Raw genomic sequence first — 18,098 nt, forward strand, 5'->3', positions numbered from 1 at the left:
CAAATCTGTTATTGATTAGTTAACATCTTCTTTAAATATAATATTATTTGTAAAATGCATTACCGGTCACGCTATTTGTGTCGTATCAAGATTCAATAGTCGTGTCTTTAATGGTTATTTTGAGGGAAAAGAAGGAGCCTGATCTTTATCAGGCTCTGTTATTTTAGAGCAATTCCAAACTAAAACAATATAAGCAAAAAGCCCGTCAGTATAGAACTGACGGGCTTTCGCTTTTTATATCTGACACTGTCTTATTTAGACAGGTACATGCTTTTTTCTTTATACAACTGCCTGAAATAAGGATCTCTCAGGTCTTTGATAAAGCGGATGGCTTCACCGGTGGACTTCATTTCAGGGCCGAGTTCTTTGTTCACGCCCGGGAATTTATTGAAGGAGAACACTGGTTCTTTGATAGCAAAGCCGGTGAGTTTCTTTTCAATCGTGAAGTCCTGCAGCTTATTGGCACCGATCATCACTTTGGTAGCAATGTTCAGATAAGGCACCTGGTAAGCTTTTGCGATGAAAGGCGTAGTACGGGAAGCACGTGGGTTGGCTTCAATCACGTATACCTGTCCGCCTTTGATGGCAAACTGAATGTTGATGAGACCACGGATATTCAGTGCGCGGGCAATTTTCTCTGCGTAGTATTCCATGGTTGTCACTTCAATCGGAGTGAGGTTGAAGGCTGGCAGCAGCGCATGGCTGTCACCACTGTGGATACCGGCAGGCTCAATGTGTTCCATTACGCCCATCACGTGGAAATCAGTACCGTCGAAGATACCATCAATCTCAGCCTCCTGGCAACGATCCAGGAAGTGGTCGATCAGGATCTTGTTGCCTGGCAGGTGACGCAGCAGGCTCAGTACAGACTGTTCCAGTTCTTCTTCGTTGATCACGATACGCATACGCTGTCCGCCCAGTACATAGGAAGGACGTACCAGCACAGGGTATCCTACTTCCTTGGCCACTTCAATAGCTTCATCAGTATTGTAAGCGGTGCCATATTTAGGATAAGGAATACCGAGGTCTTTCAGCATATCGGAGAAACGGCCGCGGTCTTCCGCGATATCCATGTTATCGAAAGAAGTACCGATGATTTTGATACCTTTTTCTTCCAGGCGTTTGGCCAGTTTCAGGGCAGTCTGACCACCCAGCTGAACGATCACACCTTCTGGTTTTTCCAGCTCAACGATCTCCCACAGATGCTCCCAGAACACTGGTTCGAAGTACAGCTTGTCAGCCATATCAAAGTCGGTAGACACCGTTTCAGGGTTACAGTTTACCATGATCGCTTCATAACCGCAATCCTGGATTGCCTGCAGACCGTGTGTACAGCAGTAGTCAAACTCAATACCCTGGCCAATTCTGTTAGGACCGGAACCCAGTACAATGATTTTTTTCTTATCGCTAACCTTGCTTTCGTTTTCTGTATCGAAAGTGGAATAGAAGTAAGGTGTTTTAGCTTCAAACTCAGCGCTGCAGGTATCTACCATTTTGTAGGTACGAACAATGTTGAGGGCTTTACGTTTTTCGTAAACTTCTTCTTCTTCGCAGTTACCGAAGATGATAGACAGCTGTTTGTCGGAGAAGCCCATTTGTTTGGCATCTTTCAGCATGTCGGCCGGAACGCTTTCCAGGTCATGCTCAGCCAGTTGTTTTTCCAGATTTACGATATCCTGTATCTGGTGCAGGAACCAGCGGTCAATATGCGTCTGCTGGTGGATATGTTTCACAGAAGCACCTGCCATCAGGGCATCTTTGATACGGAAGATACGGTCCCAGGTAGGACGTTTCAGTTTTTCGATGAGATCTTCAGTTCTCATCAGTGACTTGCCGTAGTAGCCCAGACCCAGCGCATCGTTTTCGAGGCTCTGACAGGCTTTCTGCAGCGCTTCCGGGAAAGTACGGCCGATGGCCATTACTTCACCTACAGATTTCATCTGCAGGCCCAGGGTGTCGTCTGCACCTTTAAATTTATCGAAGTTCCAGCGTGGCATTTTTACGATAACGTAGTCCAGCGCAGGTTCAAAGAAAGCGGAAGTAGTTCTGGTGATCTGGTTTTCCAGTTCATCCAGGGTGTAGCCAATCGCCAGTTTGGCAGCGATTTTTGCAATCGGATAACCGGTTGCTTTGGATGCCAGGGCAGAAGAGCGGCTTACACGCGGGTTGATTTCAATAGCGATCAGCTCTTCATTTTCCGGATTGAGGGAGAACTGTACGTTACAGCCACCGGCGAAGTTGCCGAGATCACGCATCATCATCATGGCTTTGTTACGCATGTCCTGGAAAGCGGTATCGCTCAGGGTCATGGCCGGCGCCACCGTGATGGAGTCTCCAGTGTGGATACCCATTGGATCGAGGTTCTCTACGGTACAGATGATCACAACGTTGTCATTCTTGTCGCGCAGCAGTTCCAGCTCATATTCTTTCCATCCGAGTACCGCTTTCTCAACCAGTACTTCGTGGATAGGAGAAGCTTTCAGACCACGGTCCAGTGCTTCGTCCAGGTCGTCCTTGCTGTGAACGAAGCCCCCACCTGTACCACCAAGGGTAAAGGAAGGACGGATTACCAGCGGGAAGCCTATTTCCTGTGCAAACTCCTTACCTTCCAGGAAAGAGTTGGCCGTTCTGGCAGGCGCTACCGGTATGCCCAGTTCAATCATCCACTGACGGAACTGTTCACGGTCTTCAGCCTTGTCGATCGCTTTGATGTCTACACCAATGAGGCGAACGTTGTTCTTTTCCCATATTCCCAGCTCATCTACCTCTTTACAAAGGTTCAGCGCTGTTTGACCACCCATGGTAGGCAATACAGCGTCAATCTGGTTTTCTTCCAGAATCTGCTCAATGCTTTCCACGGTTAATGGGAGCAAATAAACCTTATCGGCCATCATAGGGTCCGTCATGATGGTAGCCGGGTTGGAATTAATCAAAATCACTTTAATTCCTTCTTCCCGCAGCGAACGAGCTGCCTGGGAACCGGAATAGTCAAATTCGCAAGCCTGACCAATAATAATGGGACCAGATCCGATAATGAGGACAGATTTGATAGATGAGTCTTTTGGCATTTTTGTAATCTATTGAAAATGAAAAACCACATTGATTTTAATGCCGTGCGAGGGACCAAAAAAATCGTGCAAAGTTACGTGATTTGAAATTTAATAGTGGAATTAAATTTGTTTTTTTAGAAAAGATTTTTGGGAGAAAGATGACTATAAGCTTTTTTTGAATACAATAATTATGACATATGATGAGTTACCGCAAGGTTATCTTCATAAAAACAACAACAGGCATAGCTTCTTTTTCAGAATTCCCAGGGCTGAAGCCCTGGGCTATAGTTTGATGTTCTTTTAAGCCTTGTTAACTACACCCTATGCTGCTGGGGTTGAAGCCCTGGGCTATAGTTCGATGTTATTTTAAGCTTTGTTAACTACACCCTGTGATGCTGGGCTGAAGCCCTGGGCTATAGTTTGATGTTATTTTAAGCTTTGTTAACTACACCCTATGCTGCTGGGGCTGAAGCTCCGGGCTATATATTACCATTTGATACGTGTGGACATCACTGCAATAGCCGCTCCCATCACCGCTATGATGGAAAAAGAAACTGCCAGACTGGTGGCCTGTGCCACAAAACCGATCAGTGGCGGGCCAAACAGAAAGCCCAGGTAACCAATCGTGGAAACGGCCGCCAGCGCCATTCCCGGAGACATCACTTTTGACTTGCCAGCAGCACTATAAACCAGTGGTACTACAGACGAGACGCCCGCACCTACCAGCATAAAACCAAACATAGCACTGACAAAATAAGGGAATACCACCGCTATCAGTAACCCGCTGGCAGTAAGAATACCGCTGATCAGCAACATCTTTCTGGTGCCCAGCCGGGTGATCATCCAGTCGGCTACAAAGCGGCCGGAAGCCATGGTGCTCATGAAAGCTGCATAACCAGCGCCCGAAAGACCATCCCGCACATGTATCACCCTGCGGAAATACACACCGCTCCAGTCAAACATAGTCCCCTCGCATATCATGGAACACATGGCGATTATACCCAGCGTCAGCAGGAAAAGATCTGGCTTGACAAACAAAGGCTGATTCGATTGCAGATTGGCATCCTGTTGTACTATATGACGCATGGTCAACAACACCAGCGTCCAGGCAATACCGGTAATCAGCAGGAAGTGATATACCGGTGCTATGTTCAGCCCGCTCATCGCGGTTCCGATGGCTGCTCCTGTAAAACCGGCCACACTCCACAATCCGTGAAAAGAGGCCATAATAGACCTTCCATACATAGCCTCCACAGCCACCGCCTGGGTGTTTACCGCAATATTGGCTAGGTTGCCACAAAAGCCGAAGCAGATCAGCACCAGGATTAATTCCCAGGGCGCCTGAGCCAGTCCCAGCACGGGTAACAGCGCCCCATAAGCGACTGCCGCCATAATCAGCACCTGCCTGCTTCCAAAGCGGGACACCAGTACTCCTGCCACCGGCAAAGAAATAAGTGAACCTACCGGCAGCGCCAGCAACACACTTCCCAGTCCGGCATCATTCATATGCAATGCCTGCTGTATATCTGGTATACGCGAAGCCCAGCTGGCAAAACATAAGCCGGTAAGGAAAAACAACGCACTCACCGCTATACGTGCACCTCTCTTATGTATCAGCGGTGCCGATAATTCCTGTAACATCATCATCAGTTCAGATCAGATAAAAAAATACTTCCGCTTTAAGCGGTTAAATCACCTGTATACCCAGGTTTAAATACGGTTTGAGCGAAGGCAGGTCAGGATTGTCTGTAACAATTGTATCCAGCTCGGTAATATCGCACACCTTGAATGGCTCAGCCGTACCCATTTTATCACTGGTGGCCAGTGCAATGTTTTTATTAGCCGATTCCACCATCACGCTTTTAACCTCTGCTTCCTCAAGGTCCAGGCCAGTTACGCCGGCATCGGGATGCAGGCTGCAAATACCCATGAAATTGAGATCGGCATGGACCTTCTGCAGCATGCGGATGGTTTCCATACCGCAGGCTGTCTGTGAGATTTTGCCGATACGGCCACCGGTAAATATCACTTCAATGGTAGGATGTTCCACCAGTTGCGCAACAATCGGAACACTGTTGGTGATGACTGTCAGCCGCAGATTGGGCGGAAACATTTTCACCAATGCCAGCGTGGAAGTTCCTCCATCTATAATCACCGTTTGCCCATCGTGCAGAAAAGAGAGCGCTTTGCGGGCAATATGTTGTTTATCCGCAGCATGCAGTTCACTTCTCTCCTTAAATGCCAGCGGATTGGGAGAATGCGGGATAGCCCCTCCCCTTACTTTGATAAGCTGACCGTTTTGCGCCAGCACTTCCAGATCCCGCCGCACGGTATCCTCAGACACCTGTAAATCGGTGCTCAGCTCCGCCTGCAGTACCTTTTGGTCGGCCTGCAGCTTTTTTAATATATAATCGAGCCTTTCCTCTTTTAACATAACACCTGCTATTTTCTGCAATATTATGAAACATTTTGCGATAATTTGCAGAATACTGCATATCTTTGCAAGAAATAGCAAAATATGGCAAGAATAGCAATCGATATGGATAATGTAATGGCAGACATCACTACGCATTATCTTACTTATTATGAAGCAGAGAACGGCATTAAGTTAAACCCGGACGACCTGCAGGGAGTTCCGGAAGGAGAAGCCTTACCGGAAGGGATGGTACGCCGGTTTCTGAACACACCTGGTTTTTTCAGGACGGCACCGGTTATGCCGGGCAGCCAGGAAGTGATCAAAGCCCTGTGTGAAAAATATGAGGTATTCATTGTTTCCGCAGCGATGGAATTTCCGTTGTCGCTTAAAGAGAAACTGGAATGGCTGAACGAACACTACCCGTTCATCAGCTGGCACAACATTGTATTCTGCGGCTCCAAAACCATTGTGGAAGCGGATTACATGATCGATGACCACGATAAGAACCTCCGCCACTTTAAAGGAGAAAGGTTATTATTTACAGCACCGCATAATATCAACCTAACCGATTATAAGCGGGTGAACAACTGGGAAGAGGTAGCAGAAGAATTGCTGGCCACCGCTCCTGCCGCCCATTAAGCATTTTTCCCGCCACACCGCCGGTACTGCCTGGGTATCAACAATAAAAGCCCATCCACTGCTGGCCTTATTGAGCCAGGCGGTCCCTGTTTTCATATTTTACGGCTGGATGGTAGATATCAACCGGATGGGTTATGCCGGTTCATTACTGATTTTTTTGCCGGAGTATACGCCTGCTGCGTATGTGCATGTAGAGGATAGTACTGATATAGGCTTTACGTTGTTTCTCAGGCCTTCTTTGCTTTGCCTTTACGGTACGTGGCCAGCTCTTTTTTCAGTTTGATCATATCATCTTTAATGACTGCATAACTCTTCAACAGTTGGTTATGCTCCTCCAGGATTTTGTAATACTTCTCACGAAGCACCATCATTTCCTCGGTTTCCGTTTGCCGGGTTTCCTGTATGGTGCCGGGATTGAGGAAAGCTTCTGTGGTCATGTCCAAACCGCGGGCTACCCGGTCCAGTTCATCCGGTGAGAATGTTTCCTTTTCAAAAACATTGTACATGGTCCGCCTGCTCATATTGAGGCGTTCGGCCAGTTTGCTTTTGTTCAGTCCCTTTTCAGCGATGAGGTCCTGTAACCGGTTGCCGTGGTGAATATTTTTCCCATTTGCCAGTTGGGTGCTGCCGTTCCACCGGATAAATTCATCGGGGGTGATTCCTATCAGCTGACAGAAACGTTCCAGGTTAACCCGTTTCATGTCGCTGTTTCTCAGGTGATAATGGGCAATCTGATTAGTAAAGCCGGCCATTTTAGCAAAATCGATGATTTTTATTTTTTTCTGCTTCAGTATCTGCTTTAGCCGCTGGCCCATGTGTATCAAACTCGACTGCATCATTTAAGCTTTTTTATAAATAATTGTATAATATAACAATTAATCTTTCATTTCGTAAATAAAAATATAGAAATGCGATAAAAAATAATAAAATGATCACAAGTCCATTTGCATGAAAATCAGGTACACCCATTAGGCATATACGAACCCAGAAAATATTTTTTTCACATCATTTTGAATGTAATCAACCCCCTTTTGACTTGTTAACATGTGAATAGAGGATCACATAAAATCATGATGAAAATTTCTCCACGTAACTTGATCGAAAATCTATCTTAACAAACGCTCAAATCCAGTACAGTAAAGGATTATCCATGATTTTTTAAAACTAATAGTGTAATTTTATGATGATAATTTGCACAATTAGAAACACATTTAATTACGGCTTTAACAATTATCATTTTAGCGGTGATAACAATGTGTAAATAATTGGGTTATTCAAAAATCTAAAGTATCCCACATTATGAGCCGGGAACCCTCAAATCTTCTTTTTGCAATTCATGAAAAGTTCTCCGGCCTTGCGGCCGGATTCCGGGAAAGGGTTTGTGAAGACTGTAACTGGAGCACTCCTACTTTCTACCGGAAAATGCGGGCCAAAGAAACCCGTGGCCCTGCTGATAAAGGCAAACAAAGCACTTATCTCAGCAGTGCCGAAAGACAGCGGATTGTGGAAATCATGGACGAAGTATACGATGCCTTCTGGAAGTCCATGGCTAAATACCGTAAATAACCCCACACCGCCCCTCTCCACCTTTCACAGTTGTGAATACGTCCCATTGTCCACCTTTCCAAACACCTTTAGCGGCATGCTGGTCCCTCTCTATCACAGGGGTGGCGATTGTCATGCTCTAAAGGTGCTTTACCATGGCCTTTCTTCAAATGTATTTTGAAAAATAATCTGGTTTTAACATGTTTTTTTAGATTTTCTCTAGCGAACCGTCGGGTTTTTCTTAAATTTAGAGCCCGTTAGCAAAAATCTACTTAACCAATAAACAAATGATGGTGCTATGTCGTACCCATACCAGATTAAGACTTTAGAAGATTATCAACAGGCTTATCAGCAGAGTGTAATGGACCCGGAAGGATTCTGGGCCAATGTGGCGGACCACTTTATGTGGCGCCGTAAGTGGGACAAAGTATTGGACTGGAATTTCAAAGATCCTGAAATCAAGTGGTTCTCCGGCGCCAAACTGAACATCACCGAAAACTGTCTGGACCGCCACCTCGGCACCCTTGGCAATACCCCTGCCATCATCTGGGAACCCAATGACCCCGAAGAACATCACCGTATCATTACTTATCGTGATTTATACAATAAGGTATGCCAGTTCGCCAATGTGCTCAAAAACAACGGCGTTAAAAAAGGCGACCGCGTATGTATCTATATGGGCATGATTCCTGAGCTGGCCATCGCCGTACTGGCATGTGCCCGCATCGGCGCCATCCACTCTGTGGTATTCGGCGGCTTCAGTGCCCAGTCCATTGCCGACAGGATACAGGATGCCCAGGCCAGCCTGGTGATCACCTGCGACGGCGCTTTCCGCGGCAACAAAGACATCCCGCTGAAATCCGTTATCGATGACGCCCTGATGAGCTGCCCTTCCGTGAAAAAAGTAATCGTATGCACCCGCACCCGCACTCCGGTGAGCATGCTTAAAGGAAGAGATAGCTGGTGGGAAGATGAAATCAAACAGGTGGAAACCATGGGCAACCCTCCCTGCCCCGCCGAAGAAATGGACGCAGAAGACATGCTCTTCATCCTCTATACTTCCGGCTCTACCGGCAAACCCAAAGGTGTAGTACACACCTGCGGCGGCTACATGGTATATACCAACTACACCTTCGTCAACACCTTCCAGCATCAACGCGGCGAAGTATTTTTCTGCACTGCAGACATAGGCTGGATCACCGGTCACAGCTACATCGTATATGGCCCGCTCAGCGCCGGCGCCACCACCCTCATGTTTGAAGGCATGCCTACTTATCCGGATGCCGGCAGACTGTGGGAAATCGTTGACAAATTCAGGGTAGACACCCTCTACACCGCTCCTACCGCCATCCGCAGCCTCATGGGATACGGTCTCGGCCCGGTTAATCATAAAGATCTCAGCTCCCTGAAAAAACTCGGCAGCGTAGGCGAACCAATTAACGAGGAAGCATGGCACTGGTTTAAAGACAATATCGGCAAAGGCCGCTGCCCTATCGTTGACACCTGGTGGCAAACAGAAACAGGCGGTATCATGATCACCCCTATTGCCGGCGTCACCCCGGAAAAACCCGGCTTCGCCACCTTGCCACTCCCCGGCGTTCAACCGATCCTGGTAGACGAAAATGGTCAGGAAGTGAAAGGCAATGGCGTAAACGGTAACCTCTGCATCAAGTTCCCATGGCCTGGTATGCTCCGCACTACCTACGGCGATCATGAACGCTTCCGTAAAACCTACTTCTCCACATACGAAAATCTCTACTTCACAGGAGACGGCTGTATGCGCGACGAAGACGGGCACTACCGCATCACCGGCCGCGTAGATGATGTACTCAACGTCAGTGGCCACCGTATTGGTACCGCAGAAGTGGAAAACGCCATCAACATGCACGCCGGTGTCATCGAAAGCGCTGTGGTAGGCTATCCCCACGATATCAAAGGACAAGGCATCTATGCTTACGTGATCCTCGAAAGACTGTCACATGATGCTGAACTCACCAAAAAAGACATCGCCCAAACCGTGGCCCGCATCATAGGCCCGATCGCCAAACCGGATAAAATCCAGATTGTAAGCGGTCTGCCTAAAACCCGCTCCGGCAAAATCATGCGCCGTATCCTGCGCAAAATCGCAGAAAACGACCTCGATAACCTGGGCGATACTTCTACACTCCTCGATCCAGCGGTAGTAGACGAAATCAAAAACGGAAAACTGTAAACCAGTACCCATATTAACGCGCAAAGGAGCAATGGTGCCAAACACACCCTTTGCTCCTTTGTTGCTTTATCAGACCTTTGTGCAAAATTTAAACATCCACATGCGGCGCATTCTCAAAAAAGTCCTGTATACCCCGCTGTTCCTGGTGCTGTTGCTCAACTTCATTGCGGCCTTCCATGCCTGGAAGTTCACTCACTTCTATGAAGATAACCGCCACCGCAACAAACGCCCTGAAGAAATGAACACAGGGGAAAAACTACAGATCATTTTTCTGGGAGTACGCTTGTCTAAATCCATTACCAGCACTCATCCTGATGTACCCTACGAGACTGTCAGGCTCCTTACTTCCAACGGTCTGCACCTGGAAGGCTGGTGGATGCCGGTAACCAACGCCAAAGGTGCGGTTATTCTCTTCCACGGTTATGGTGGTAACAAAGGGTCACATCTGCCGGAAGCCGACTGGTTCCGGCAACTGGGATACAGCACTTTTATGATCGATTTCCGTGCACATGGTAACAGCGACGGCAGCACCTGCAGCATCGGTTATAAGGAAGCCGAAGATGTAAAACTGGCCTGGGATTTTGTAGCTTCCAAAACCCGGCAGCCCATCACCCTCTGGGGTATGAGTATGGGAGCTGCAGCCATCCTGAAAGCCGTACCCGAATATCATCTCACCCCACAAAAAATTATTCTCGAATCACCATTTGCCTCGCTGGTGGACGCTGTAAAAAGCCGTATGCGGTCCGTTCATCTCCCAACAGTTCCGCTGTCGCAGCTGCTTACTTTCTGGGGTGGCACAGAACAGGGCTTCTGGGGCTTCAGCCATAACCCGGAAGATTACGCCACACAAATACAGGTGCCGGTGCTCTATATGTGGGGCCAGCAGGATATCCGTGTCACTTCCGATGAAACACAGCGGGTTTTCAGCCATCTCGCCACCAACAACAAAAAGCTGTATATTTTTAAAGATGCGGGCCATCAATCCTTTTGCCTGAAAGACGGTCCTGTCTGGAAAAAACTGACACAAGACTTTATGGCCCAATAAAAAAGCGCGCACCATCCGAGTGGAGCGCGCTCTTCACAGGAACCTGACCCGCCGTATATATTGGAGTCATGGTACAGTAACGGATTACTGACCACTAGATGCAATACACTTTATGCAGTATAAAGGTACAAACACCTGCTGCCATTGGAAAACACCTGACCCAACTGTCGCAAAAACCTTACCTTTTTAACGACGGATTACCACGGGTGTGCCTACTTTAATAATTTCATATAATTCGTTCACATCTGCATTTTTCATACTCACACAACCCATCGTCCAGTTCTCGCGGCTATCCACATAATTATCGCGGATACCGGCACCATACTCCACGCCGTGAATGCCAATACCACCGCCTATCGTGGCGCTCTGTGACAATGACCCGTCACTCTGAAGCTGCTGGAACTTCCGTTTGGAGTCTTCGTTGGGGTAATCCAGTAACATAAAGCGGCTCCAGCGATTATCCAGCCTTTTGCTCTGAATATGAAACGTACCTTCCGGTGTCTTCCGGTCTCCTTCCACTTCCTTGTCTCCCTGGTCTTTATTACCAAAAACAACCTTGTAAATTTTTCTCAGCGTTACATCTTCATAAAGGTACATGCGGTAATCGCTCTTGTCTATCAGCAGGAAAATCTTATCCGGATTGACATTGCTCGTAGTGAGCCGTACATTGTACAGGTCACTGTTGCCAACAAATGCGGATAATGGCATCAGCAATAGTATTACTGCATACCAGTAAAATCGGTTCATCATAGGGTGATTAAATATGCTGATAACGTTGATAAAGATTTATTTATTGCGGCCCAATAAAAAGCGCGGCATACAGGTGTATGCCGCGCTTCGCTTCAAATATGCATGGATTAGTAACCGAAAATCTCTTCCAGGGAAAGTGTTTTCACCTGACCGATTTTTTTCAGATCATCCATATTGACTTTCTTTTCAGAAGCTACCACACAATAAGTGTAAGGCTTGTGGGCAATGTTTTCATCGTGGAATTTCTTCACATCGCTGAAATTCATTTTATTGATAGACTCATACACCTGTTTGCGGATATCTGTGCTCAGACCCAGTTTCTGTGCAGCCAGGTAACTGAAGATAATACCGTCGTTGGTGATACGTTCTGTTTCAATATCCTGCTTCATGGATTCTTTAGCTGTCTCCAACAGCTTATCAGAACGGGGGATATCATTCAGCAGCTCATTCATGCCTTTGATAGCCTCACTCATTTTATCTGCCTGACTGCCTACATAAGCGATCTGAGAATAACGTTCTCCTTTTTTGTCCGGAGATACAAACATCGCATAGGTAGAGTAAGCCAGTGCTTTAGACTCACGGATGGTCTGGAACACGATAGAGCCCATACCTCCGCCGAAGTAGTTATTGAACAGGGTGATGATGCCTGTATTGGCAGGATCATACACTGATTCGTTACCTACCCAGTTTACTTCTGTCTGTACCATGTCGTAGTCCGCAAAAAGTACCTGGTTGTTGCTCTGGGTTGTTTTTGTGAATTTCACGGCAGCTGGTGCTTCTTTAAAGCTGGCTGGCAGCGTGTGTACTTTCTTCACATCAGCAACAGCAGTAGCAAGTGGCTGAGGACCATAGTAGATAACAGTATGCTTATAGGAAGGCAGCTCATGCAGCAGTGTGGTGAGCTCTGTAGCAGTCACCGCATCCAGATCTGCCTGACTCAGTTGGTTATTAAAAGGATTGCGTGCACCAAACATCGCATAGTTGACAACCCCTTTCATGATAGCACTCTTGCTGAGTTTCGCATCAGAGCGGGATTTCTGCATACGGGCTTTCAGGGAAGCCAGTGCAGCATCATTAGGCTGGCAGTGTGTCAGCACGTTTTCAAACAGTGTAACGGCTTTATCGAAGTTTTCCTGCAGACCTGTGATAGTAATGGTAGTATTTTCAGCGGAGGCAGCTACGCTGAAGTTGCAGGCGATATTGTAAAACTCTTTGCTGATCTGTTCTGCAGTGTATTTATCAGTACCCAGGAATTGCAGGTACTGAGCAGCCAGACCCAGTTTTTTGTTGCTCCAGGAGCCCATATCAAAACGGTAATAGAGGCGGAACAGACCGTTATCTTTGTTCTGCACATACATCATGTTGGTATTGCCAACAGAAGCAGTCTGGATATCTTTTCCATAATCCAGCCACTGAGGTTGCACTGGTGTGGCTGGCATGGCAGCTACTTTCTGCAGGAAGGCAGATTGTGCTTCGCGATTTACCTCTACCGGGGTGATAGCAGGTTTCTCTACCTTTTGGATGTTTTTATCTTCGCCTTTACGTTTGTACACCACAACGTAGTTGTTGCTGAGGTATTGGTTGGCGTAGTCAACGATCTGTTTTTTGGTCACTTTACCCATATCATCAACATAGGCCACATCGTAGGTCCAGTTGGCGCCTTTGCTCTTAATGAAAGCATCCATGATGGAGGTAGCGCGGGTATTGTTGCTTTCCAGGCCCTGCAGTTCGGACAGTTTAGCATTGTTGACAATCGCTTTCACGAGTGACTCGTCGAACTCTCCTTTTTTGAGGATGTCCAGTTGACCAAGCAGCAGGCTTTTAACATCATCCAGTGTTTGGCCAGGTTTGGCTTTACCGGATAAAGACAAGATGGAGTAGTCTTTCAGGGACATTACACCGGCGCTTGAGTTCAGGACCTTCTGTTGTTTGTTGATGTTGAGATCGAGCAGACCAGCTTTACCATTTTGCATGATGCTGGACAGCACACCCAATACCAGCGAGGATTTGGTATCCAGTGCACCAGGCAGTCTGAATGCGATATCGATGCTTTCTGCATCAGGACCAAATACTTCTTTTACCACTGGTGCTTTGAAAGCCGCTTCCGGAGCAGGTTTGTATTCTTTTACCGGTTGAGTTTTCATGTAGCCGAACTTATTGTCGATGGTTTTGATCACGTAGTCCGGATCAAAGTCACCAGCCATTACAATGGCCATGTTGTTGGGCACATAATAGGTATTGTAGAAGTCGCGGATGGCTTTCAGGTTTGGATTCTTGAGGTGTTCTATGGTGCCGATGGTAGACTGCTGCCCGTAGTTATGAGTTGGGAACAGTGCTGCCAGCAGGGCTTCGTAAACCTTACGGCCATCGTTGTCGAGACCACGGTTTTTTTCCTCGTATACAGCTTCCAGCTCGGTATGGAAGAGGCGGAATACCGGGTCACGGAATCTTTCTGACTGAACGGTCAGGTATTTATCGATGGCGTTGGAAGGAATATCTTCTTCATAGATGGTTTCTTCCACCCAGGTATGTGCGTTGGTACCCTGGGCGCCCATGCCTGTCATCATTTTATCGTATTCGTTGGCGATAGCGTATTTAGCGGCTATGCCGGAAACGCTGTCGATCTCATGATACACAGCTTTACGAGCGGCAGGATCTGTTGTTTTGTTGTACTTGTCATACAGACGTTCGATCTGGTCGATATAAGGTTTTTCCTTAGCCCAGTCGAGAGAGCCGTATTGCTGGGTACCTTTAAAGAGCAGGTGCTCCAGATAGTGGGCCAGGCCGGTATGATCCTTCGGATCGTTGTTGCTGCCAGCGCGGGTACCGATCAGTGTCTGGATACGGGGCTCTTTTTTATTGACACTCAAGATAACAGTAAGGCCGTTCTTCAGGGTATAAAAACGGGCTTTCATGGGGTCATCCGTTACATAACGATAGGAGTAGCCTCCGGAGGTGGCGTCTTTCCATTGGAATTTGCCCTGCGCAATGGCTGTTTGCAGTGTTCCGGCAAACAACAACAGCGATACAGTTAGTTTAAGCAGTTTCATAAGAAATCTGTTGGTTGGTTTAGAAATTGTCACCAAATATAACCGGAAGGGGAAAAATAACCGCGCTAAAAAAATGATAATTCTATGAACGGCAAGGCATAGGAATATACAACCGATTGAAAATCAACCAGCATCACAAGACAAGCATACCACTCATCTAATTAAAGATCAAGGAATTAGGTTATTCAATAAAAAATTTGAGTGTTTACTGGCTACCAGTCCATTCCAGAGAGAATCGGCGGGCGGCACAGCATGATGGCGTTTTTTGGCAATTGTGGGTTTGGATGGAGCTGTATGAACGGCAGGAGCCGGACGGCTGGCTGTCGCTAAAATTTTCTGCGGGGCTTCCTGGTTGCTGGCAATAGCCGGAACATCAACAGGAAGTTGCAGAATTCCACCCGTATTTCTGGTGACTTTTACACCAAGCAGGCGTTTATCACAGGAATGCACCCAGGCAATACAACCAATACACGCCATCAGGGCGATGAATGAACGCATAAAGATATTTTTGGTCTGGTCAAAAAATGTTAGAATCCATTTAACCGTAACCCAATAGAAAACGGATATTGCTGTAATCCGTAGTCATGCAAAGGCGTGAGGGCGAAGTTTCCATAGAGTTTTACAGGGCCATAGCCAAGTTCACTAGTGAGTCCGAAACGCCATTTGTTGAGGTTGAAATCATCGGTTTTCCGCACTTTGCCTCTTTCTTCACTGATTTGTTTGGTTCTGGATTTGATCAGGTAACCACCGGAGACACCAAAGCTCGCCTGAAATGCGCGATTAGGGCGGGCCGGGTTAGAATTAAAGTTAAGCATCACCGGGATCGATATATATTCGGCAAATAACTTGTTTTTTGAAAACTCTATTGTATCCCTGATAATCCTGGTCGCATAGCCAGGTTGGTAAGTTATATTTCGGGCATACCTGAAGTTGTTCATCTCCAATCCTAAGGCATATAACAAGTTCAACTTGTGTTTTGTTATATTCAGCCGTTGTTCAAAAAGCCAGATATTAAAATTGATCGATTTTCCGGTGATAAGTTTAAATTCAGCTGGTGTTAAAGGTTCACTTCCTTCTCTGGGTGCAAAAGTGGCCAGACCTGCAGCGGAATAGTTGTAAGTTTTGCTGGTAGGCTGAGCGCCATTGTAAAAACTGGTGGTATTGGGATAGTATGCAATATAACTGGCACCATTATACTCACTTCTGTCAATATAATTATTGAACCCTATATCAAAGACAAACCACCTGGTATGCAGGTTCTTTTTCAGTCTTGCACGTGCGTAGGCAGTATCGCTATAAATTTTATAGGAATTGCGGCCCTTTTCATTTTTTCCTTTGATGATGATCAGGCCTTTGATCCAGAAGGTATCGGGAAGGGGAGCTGTGATAGCAGCTGCTGTGATACCCTGGTGGCTGGTGTCAACATTTTGTCCCTGGGCCAACCCTACACATAATACCAGTAATAAACAGAGTAAAACTTTATGCTTCATATGTTTTTACCATCATTTTATTTATTCCTTTTTCGGGAGAAAAATTTTGCAACATTGGTGACCTTGTCCAGAATACGGCTGTCGCTTCCGCTGACAGACAGAATCAGTTCTCCTTTTACCGGAGCAGGAGCAGCAGGTGCAGGTGGTGCTGCTACCGGGCTTGCAGCAACCGTTTTGCTGGCAGCCGGGATATTAGCGGCCATTACCGTTTCCCTGGGGTGATTGTTATCTGCCGGACTGGAGGCAGCAATACCGGTATTCTGCAGGTGTTTTTCCACTACTTCATCGGAGGTATTCCGGGGAGAAGGCAGGGCAGAGATCACAGGTACCTCTGCCGGTGCAGGAGCTGCTACAGTATTATTTTGTTTTTGTGATGCTGTACTAACATCCGGAATGGAGGAAGTGTTCTTTTTAGCCAGGACAATTTCCTTTTTTCTGATGGCCAGCCTGGCTGCTTCACCAACGCCTGCTGGCTGGGCAGAGGCCGCAACGGACGCCGGGGTTTCGTGTGGTACAGGGCTGACAACCGGTGCTTCATGCATTACCGGTGCTACAGTGTTATGGGCCATGGTCCTGGCCAGGGGCTGACTGGTATGGTTACCGGCAGGCAGCAGCCAGATCAGCAATCCTGCTACCACAGCAGCGGTAGAAGCTGCGCCCCACCAGTATACCGGGATAATCCGTCCTTTATGGGCGCTGCGATACAGACTGGCTTTGTTTTCAAACACTATCCGGTGGTCTGGTTCCAGTTTGACCAGCTGCAACAGGGCCAGTTCCTGCTGTGCCTGGGGCTGCTGCTGCAACCAGGATTTTAACCGGGCTGTTTCTTCAGCAGACAATTCTCCATCTACCTGGCTCAGCATCAAAGACTCATAATCAGTAGTCTCTGCTGAGGAAGTCCGGTACAGGGCTGCTTTATTATCGAATACCAGCTGCTCATCGGGTGCTACACGGATGTTCTCCAGCAGTTCCAGCTCAGCCCGCAGTTGTGGGTGCTGTTCCAGAAATTGCATGAGGGCAGCTTTCTCCGACTCATTCAGTTCATTATCCACATAACTGAGCAGATAGGACTCGTAATTTGATATGTTAATATCTACAGCCAAAAATTTATTTATTATTAATCAATTAACAATTATAAAAATTTTATATAACGTTTTCCATCTTTACAAGGTAATTTTTCAGATGTATCCTGGCCCGATGGAGGTAAACCTTTACCTGAGAAGGATTCAGCTCCATAATTTCTCCGATCTCTTCATAGCTGTAACCTTCATAATCCTTCAACAACACCAGCGACCGCTGTACCTCACTCAGATTGGCTAATGCCCTGGCAATCACCTCTTTGGCATTATTGATCTTATGATCTGCCACTTTCATCTCATCCTTAAACTCGTCTACCAGTGTTACCCGCTTCGTTTTCCGTACATGATCGATCATATTATGGTACGCAACTGTAAACAGGTATGACTTAGCCTTTTCAAAAGGCACATCCTGACAGTGCTTCCATAATATTTCGAATGCGTTCTGTACTACGTCTCTGGCATCCTCCGCATGATCCAGATTTTTAATGATAAAGCGGAATATATTGTCCGAATACAGATCCACACATTTATTGTACTCCTTTTCCGTCATTCCGGTGGTGCGGGATTTTTGTGCTAAGTTCCGACATTTACTTTTAATACCTATCATGACCATCATCCAGCCTTACCCACACCCTCACATTCATTGGCATCCTCATTTCTGATTTGCATAGCAGGAAAAGTATCTTAAAAACTGATCATCAACCTATTATCCAGTACATCATTATCCCATCTGTTCTATCCCGGTCAAATCTTCAGTTTTCCGCTACATGGCATCGTTAAGCATGATAGTACTATGACGGAATGCTGCCCGCAAATGTTACA

The 18,098-nt window shown here is 46.8% G+C and carries 14 protein-coding genes; 4 read left to right on the plus strand and 10 right to left on the minus strand.

Translation table 11 applies throughout. From position 1 onward, the window contains the following. Positions 1 to 251: 251 nt before the first annotated feature. The 3 genes from carB to KD145_RS18370 all read right to left on the minus strand — a co-directional run bounded on the left by carB (position 252) and on the right by KD145_RS18370 (position 5,484). The gene (gene carB / locus KD145_RS18360; RefSeq protein WP_212000589.1) at positions 252 to 3,068 is read right to left on the minus strand and encodes a carbamoyl-phosphate synthase large subunit; all 2,817 of its coding nucleotides are present in this window, start codon (positions 3,066 to 3,068) and stop codon (positions 252 to 254) included. Between the two features lie 468 nt (positions 3,069 to 3,536). After that, positions 3,537 to 4,697, minus strand: a complete 1,161-nt coding sequence (locus tag KD145_RS18365) for an MFS transporter (protein ID WP_249219434.1) — start codon at positions 4,695 to 4,697, stop codon at positions 3,537 to 3,539. Between the two features lie 40 nt (positions 4,698 to 4,737). Further along, positions 4,738 to 5,484, minus strand: coding sequence for a DeoR/GlpR family DNA-binding transcription regulator (locus tag KD145_RS18370; RefSeq protein WP_212000590.1), 747 nt, complete (start codon positions 5,482 to 5,484; stop codon positions 4,738 to 4,740). An 84-nt stretch (positions 5,485 to 5,568) separates the two neighbouring features. Here KD145_RS18370 and KD145_RS18375 point away from each other — a divergent pair, with 84 nt between their 5' ends. Further along, on the plus strand, positions 5,569 to 6,105 hold the full coding sequence (locus KD145_RS18375) for a 5'(3')-deoxyribonucleotidase (RefSeq protein ID WP_212000593.1): 537 nt from the start codon (positions 5,569 to 5,571) through the stop codon (positions 6,103 to 6,105). A 227-nt stretch (positions 6,106 to 6,332) separates the two neighbouring features. Here the strand turns inward: KD145_RS18375 and KD145_RS18380 are convergent, their stop codons facing one another. Continuing rightward, positions 6,333 to 6,944, minus strand: a complete 612-nt coding sequence (locus KD145_RS18380) for a helix-turn-helix transcriptional regulator (protein ID WP_212000596.1) — start codon at positions 6,942 to 6,944, stop codon at positions 6,333 to 6,335. A 460-nt stretch (positions 6,945 to 7,404) separates the two neighbouring features. On the opposite strand from KD145_RS18380, the gene KD145_RS18385 reads away from it, so the two are divergent. The 3 genes from KD145_RS18385 to KD145_RS18395 all read left to right on the plus strand — a co-directional run bounded on the left by KD145_RS18385 (position 7,405) and on the right by KD145_RS18395 (position 10,907). After that, entirely contained in the window at positions 7,405 to 7,671 is a 267-nt protein-coding gene (locus KD145_RS18385; RefSeq protein ID WP_113616258.1) for a hypothetical protein, read from the plus strand. A gap of 277 nt (positions 7,672 to 7,948) precedes the next feature. Next, complete coding sequence (acs, locus tag KD145_RS18390) at positions 7,949 to 9,862, plus strand: acetate--CoA ligase (protein ID WP_212000597.1); 1,914 nt, start codon at positions 7,949 to 7,951, stop codon at positions 9,860 to 9,862. 100 nt (positions 9,863 to 9,962) lie between these two features. After that, positions 9,963 to 10,907 carry an alpha/beta hydrolase gene (locus KD145_RS18395; RefSeq protein WP_212000598.1) on the plus strand — a complete coding sequence of 315 codons (945 nt, stop codon included), beginning with the start codon at positions 9,963 to 9,965 and terminating at the stop codon, positions 10,905 to 10,907. 186 nt (positions 10,908 to 11,093) lie between these two features. On the opposite strand, the gene KD145_RS18400 is transcribed toward KD145_RS18395, so the two are convergent. The 6 genes from KD145_RS18400 to KD145_RS18425 all read right to left on the minus strand — a co-directional run bounded on the left by KD145_RS18400 (position 11,094) and on the right by KD145_RS18425 (position 17,826). Then, complete coding sequence (locus tag KD145_RS18400; RefSeq protein ID WP_212000599.1) at positions 11,094 to 11,657, minus strand: murein L,D-transpeptidase family protein; 564 nt, start codon at positions 11,655 to 11,657, stop codon at positions 11,094 to 11,096. A 107-nt stretch (positions 11,658 to 11,764) separates the two neighbouring features. Then, positions 11,765 to 14,707 (minus strand): pitrilysin family protein, encoded by a 2,943-nt coding sequence (locus KD145_RS18405; RefSeq protein ID WP_212000600.1) that lies wholly within the window; start codon positions 14,705 to 14,707, stop codon positions 11,765 to 11,767. 168 nt (positions 14,708 to 14,875) lie between these two features. Then, entirely contained in the window at positions 14,876 to 15,205 is a 330-nt protein-coding gene (locus KD145_RS18410; RefSeq protein WP_212000602.1) for a hypothetical protein, read from the minus strand. A 29-nt stretch (positions 15,206 to 15,234) separates the two neighbouring features. After that, positions 15,235 to 16,197 carry an outer membrane beta-barrel protein gene (locus KD145_RS18415; RefSeq protein WP_212000606.1) on the minus strand — a complete coding sequence of 321 codons (963 nt, stop codon included), beginning with the start codon at positions 16,195 to 16,197 and terminating at the stop codon, positions 15,235 to 15,237. A 17-nt stretch (positions 16,198 to 16,214) separates the two neighbouring features. Beyond that, on the minus strand, positions 16,215 to 17,300 hold the full coding sequence (locus KD145_RS18420; RefSeq protein ID WP_212000608.1) for an anti-sigma factor: 1,086 nt from the start codon (positions 17,298 to 17,300) through the stop codon (positions 16,215 to 16,217). 40 nt (positions 17,301 to 17,340) lie between these two features. After that, on the minus strand, positions 17,341 to 17,826 hold the full coding sequence (locus KD145_RS18425; protein WP_212000610.1) for an RNA polymerase sigma factor: 486 nt from the start codon (positions 17,824 to 17,826) through the stop codon (positions 17,341 to 17,343). Positions 17,827 to 18,098: the final 272 nt, after the last annotated feature.

Origin of the sequence: Chitinophaga sp. HK235 (genome assembly GCF_018255755.1) — a bacterium.
In the GTDB taxonomy this organism is placed as follows: domain Bacteria; phylum Bacteroidota; class Bacteroidia; order Chitinophagales; family Chitinophagaceae; genus Chitinophaga.

Coding starts and splice junctions, on each gene's coding strand:
- KD145_RS18380 (WP_212000596.1), bottom strand. CDS start 6,944: ATGATGCAGTCGAGTTTGATACACATGGGCCAGCGGCTAAAGCAGATA.
- KD145_RS18410 (WP_212000602.1), bottom strand. CDS start 15,205: ATGCGTTCATTCATCGCCCTGATGGCGTGTATTGGTTGTATTGCCTGG.
- KD145_RS18395 (WP_212000598.1), top strand. CDS start 9,963: ATGCGGCGCATTCTCAAAAAAGTCCTGTATACCCCGCTGTTCCTGGTG.
- KD145_RS18425 (WP_212000610.1), bottom strand. CDS start 17,826: ATGACGGAAAAGGAGTACAATAAATGTGTGGATCTGTATTCGGACAAT.
- carB (WP_212000589.1), bottom strand. CDS start 3,068: ATGCCAAAAGACTCATCTATCAAATCTGTCCTCATTATCGGATCTGGT.
- KD145_RS18415 (WP_212000606.1), bottom strand. CDS start 16,197: ATGAAGCATAAAGTTTTACTCTGTTTATTACTGGTATTATGTGTAGGG.
- acs (WP_212000597.1), top strand. CDS start 7,949: ATGTCGTACCCATACCAGATTAAGACTTTAGAAGATTATCAACAGGCT.
- KD145_RS18375 (WP_212000593.1), top strand. CDS start 5,569: ATGGCAAGAATAGCAATCGATATGGATAATGTAATGGCAGACATCACT.
- KD145_RS18365 (WP_249219434.1), bottom strand. CDS start 4,697: ATGATGATGTTACAGGAATTATCGGCACCGCTGATACATAAGAGAGGT.
- KD145_RS18400 (WP_212000599.1), bottom strand. CDS start 11,657: ATGATGAACCGATTTTACTGGTATGCAGTAATACTATTGCTGATGCCA.
- KD145_RS18405 (WP_212000600.1), bottom strand. CDS start 14,707: ATGAAACTGCTTAAACTAACTGTATCGCTGTTGTTGTTTGCCGGAACA.
- KD145_RS18385 (WP_113616258.1), top strand. CDS start 7,405: ATGAGCCGGGAACCCTCAAATCTTCTTTTTGCAATTCATGAAAAGTTC.
- KD145_RS18370 (WP_212000590.1), bottom strand. CDS start 5,484: ATGTTAAAAGAGGAAAGGCTCGATTATATATTAAAAAAGCTGCAGGCC.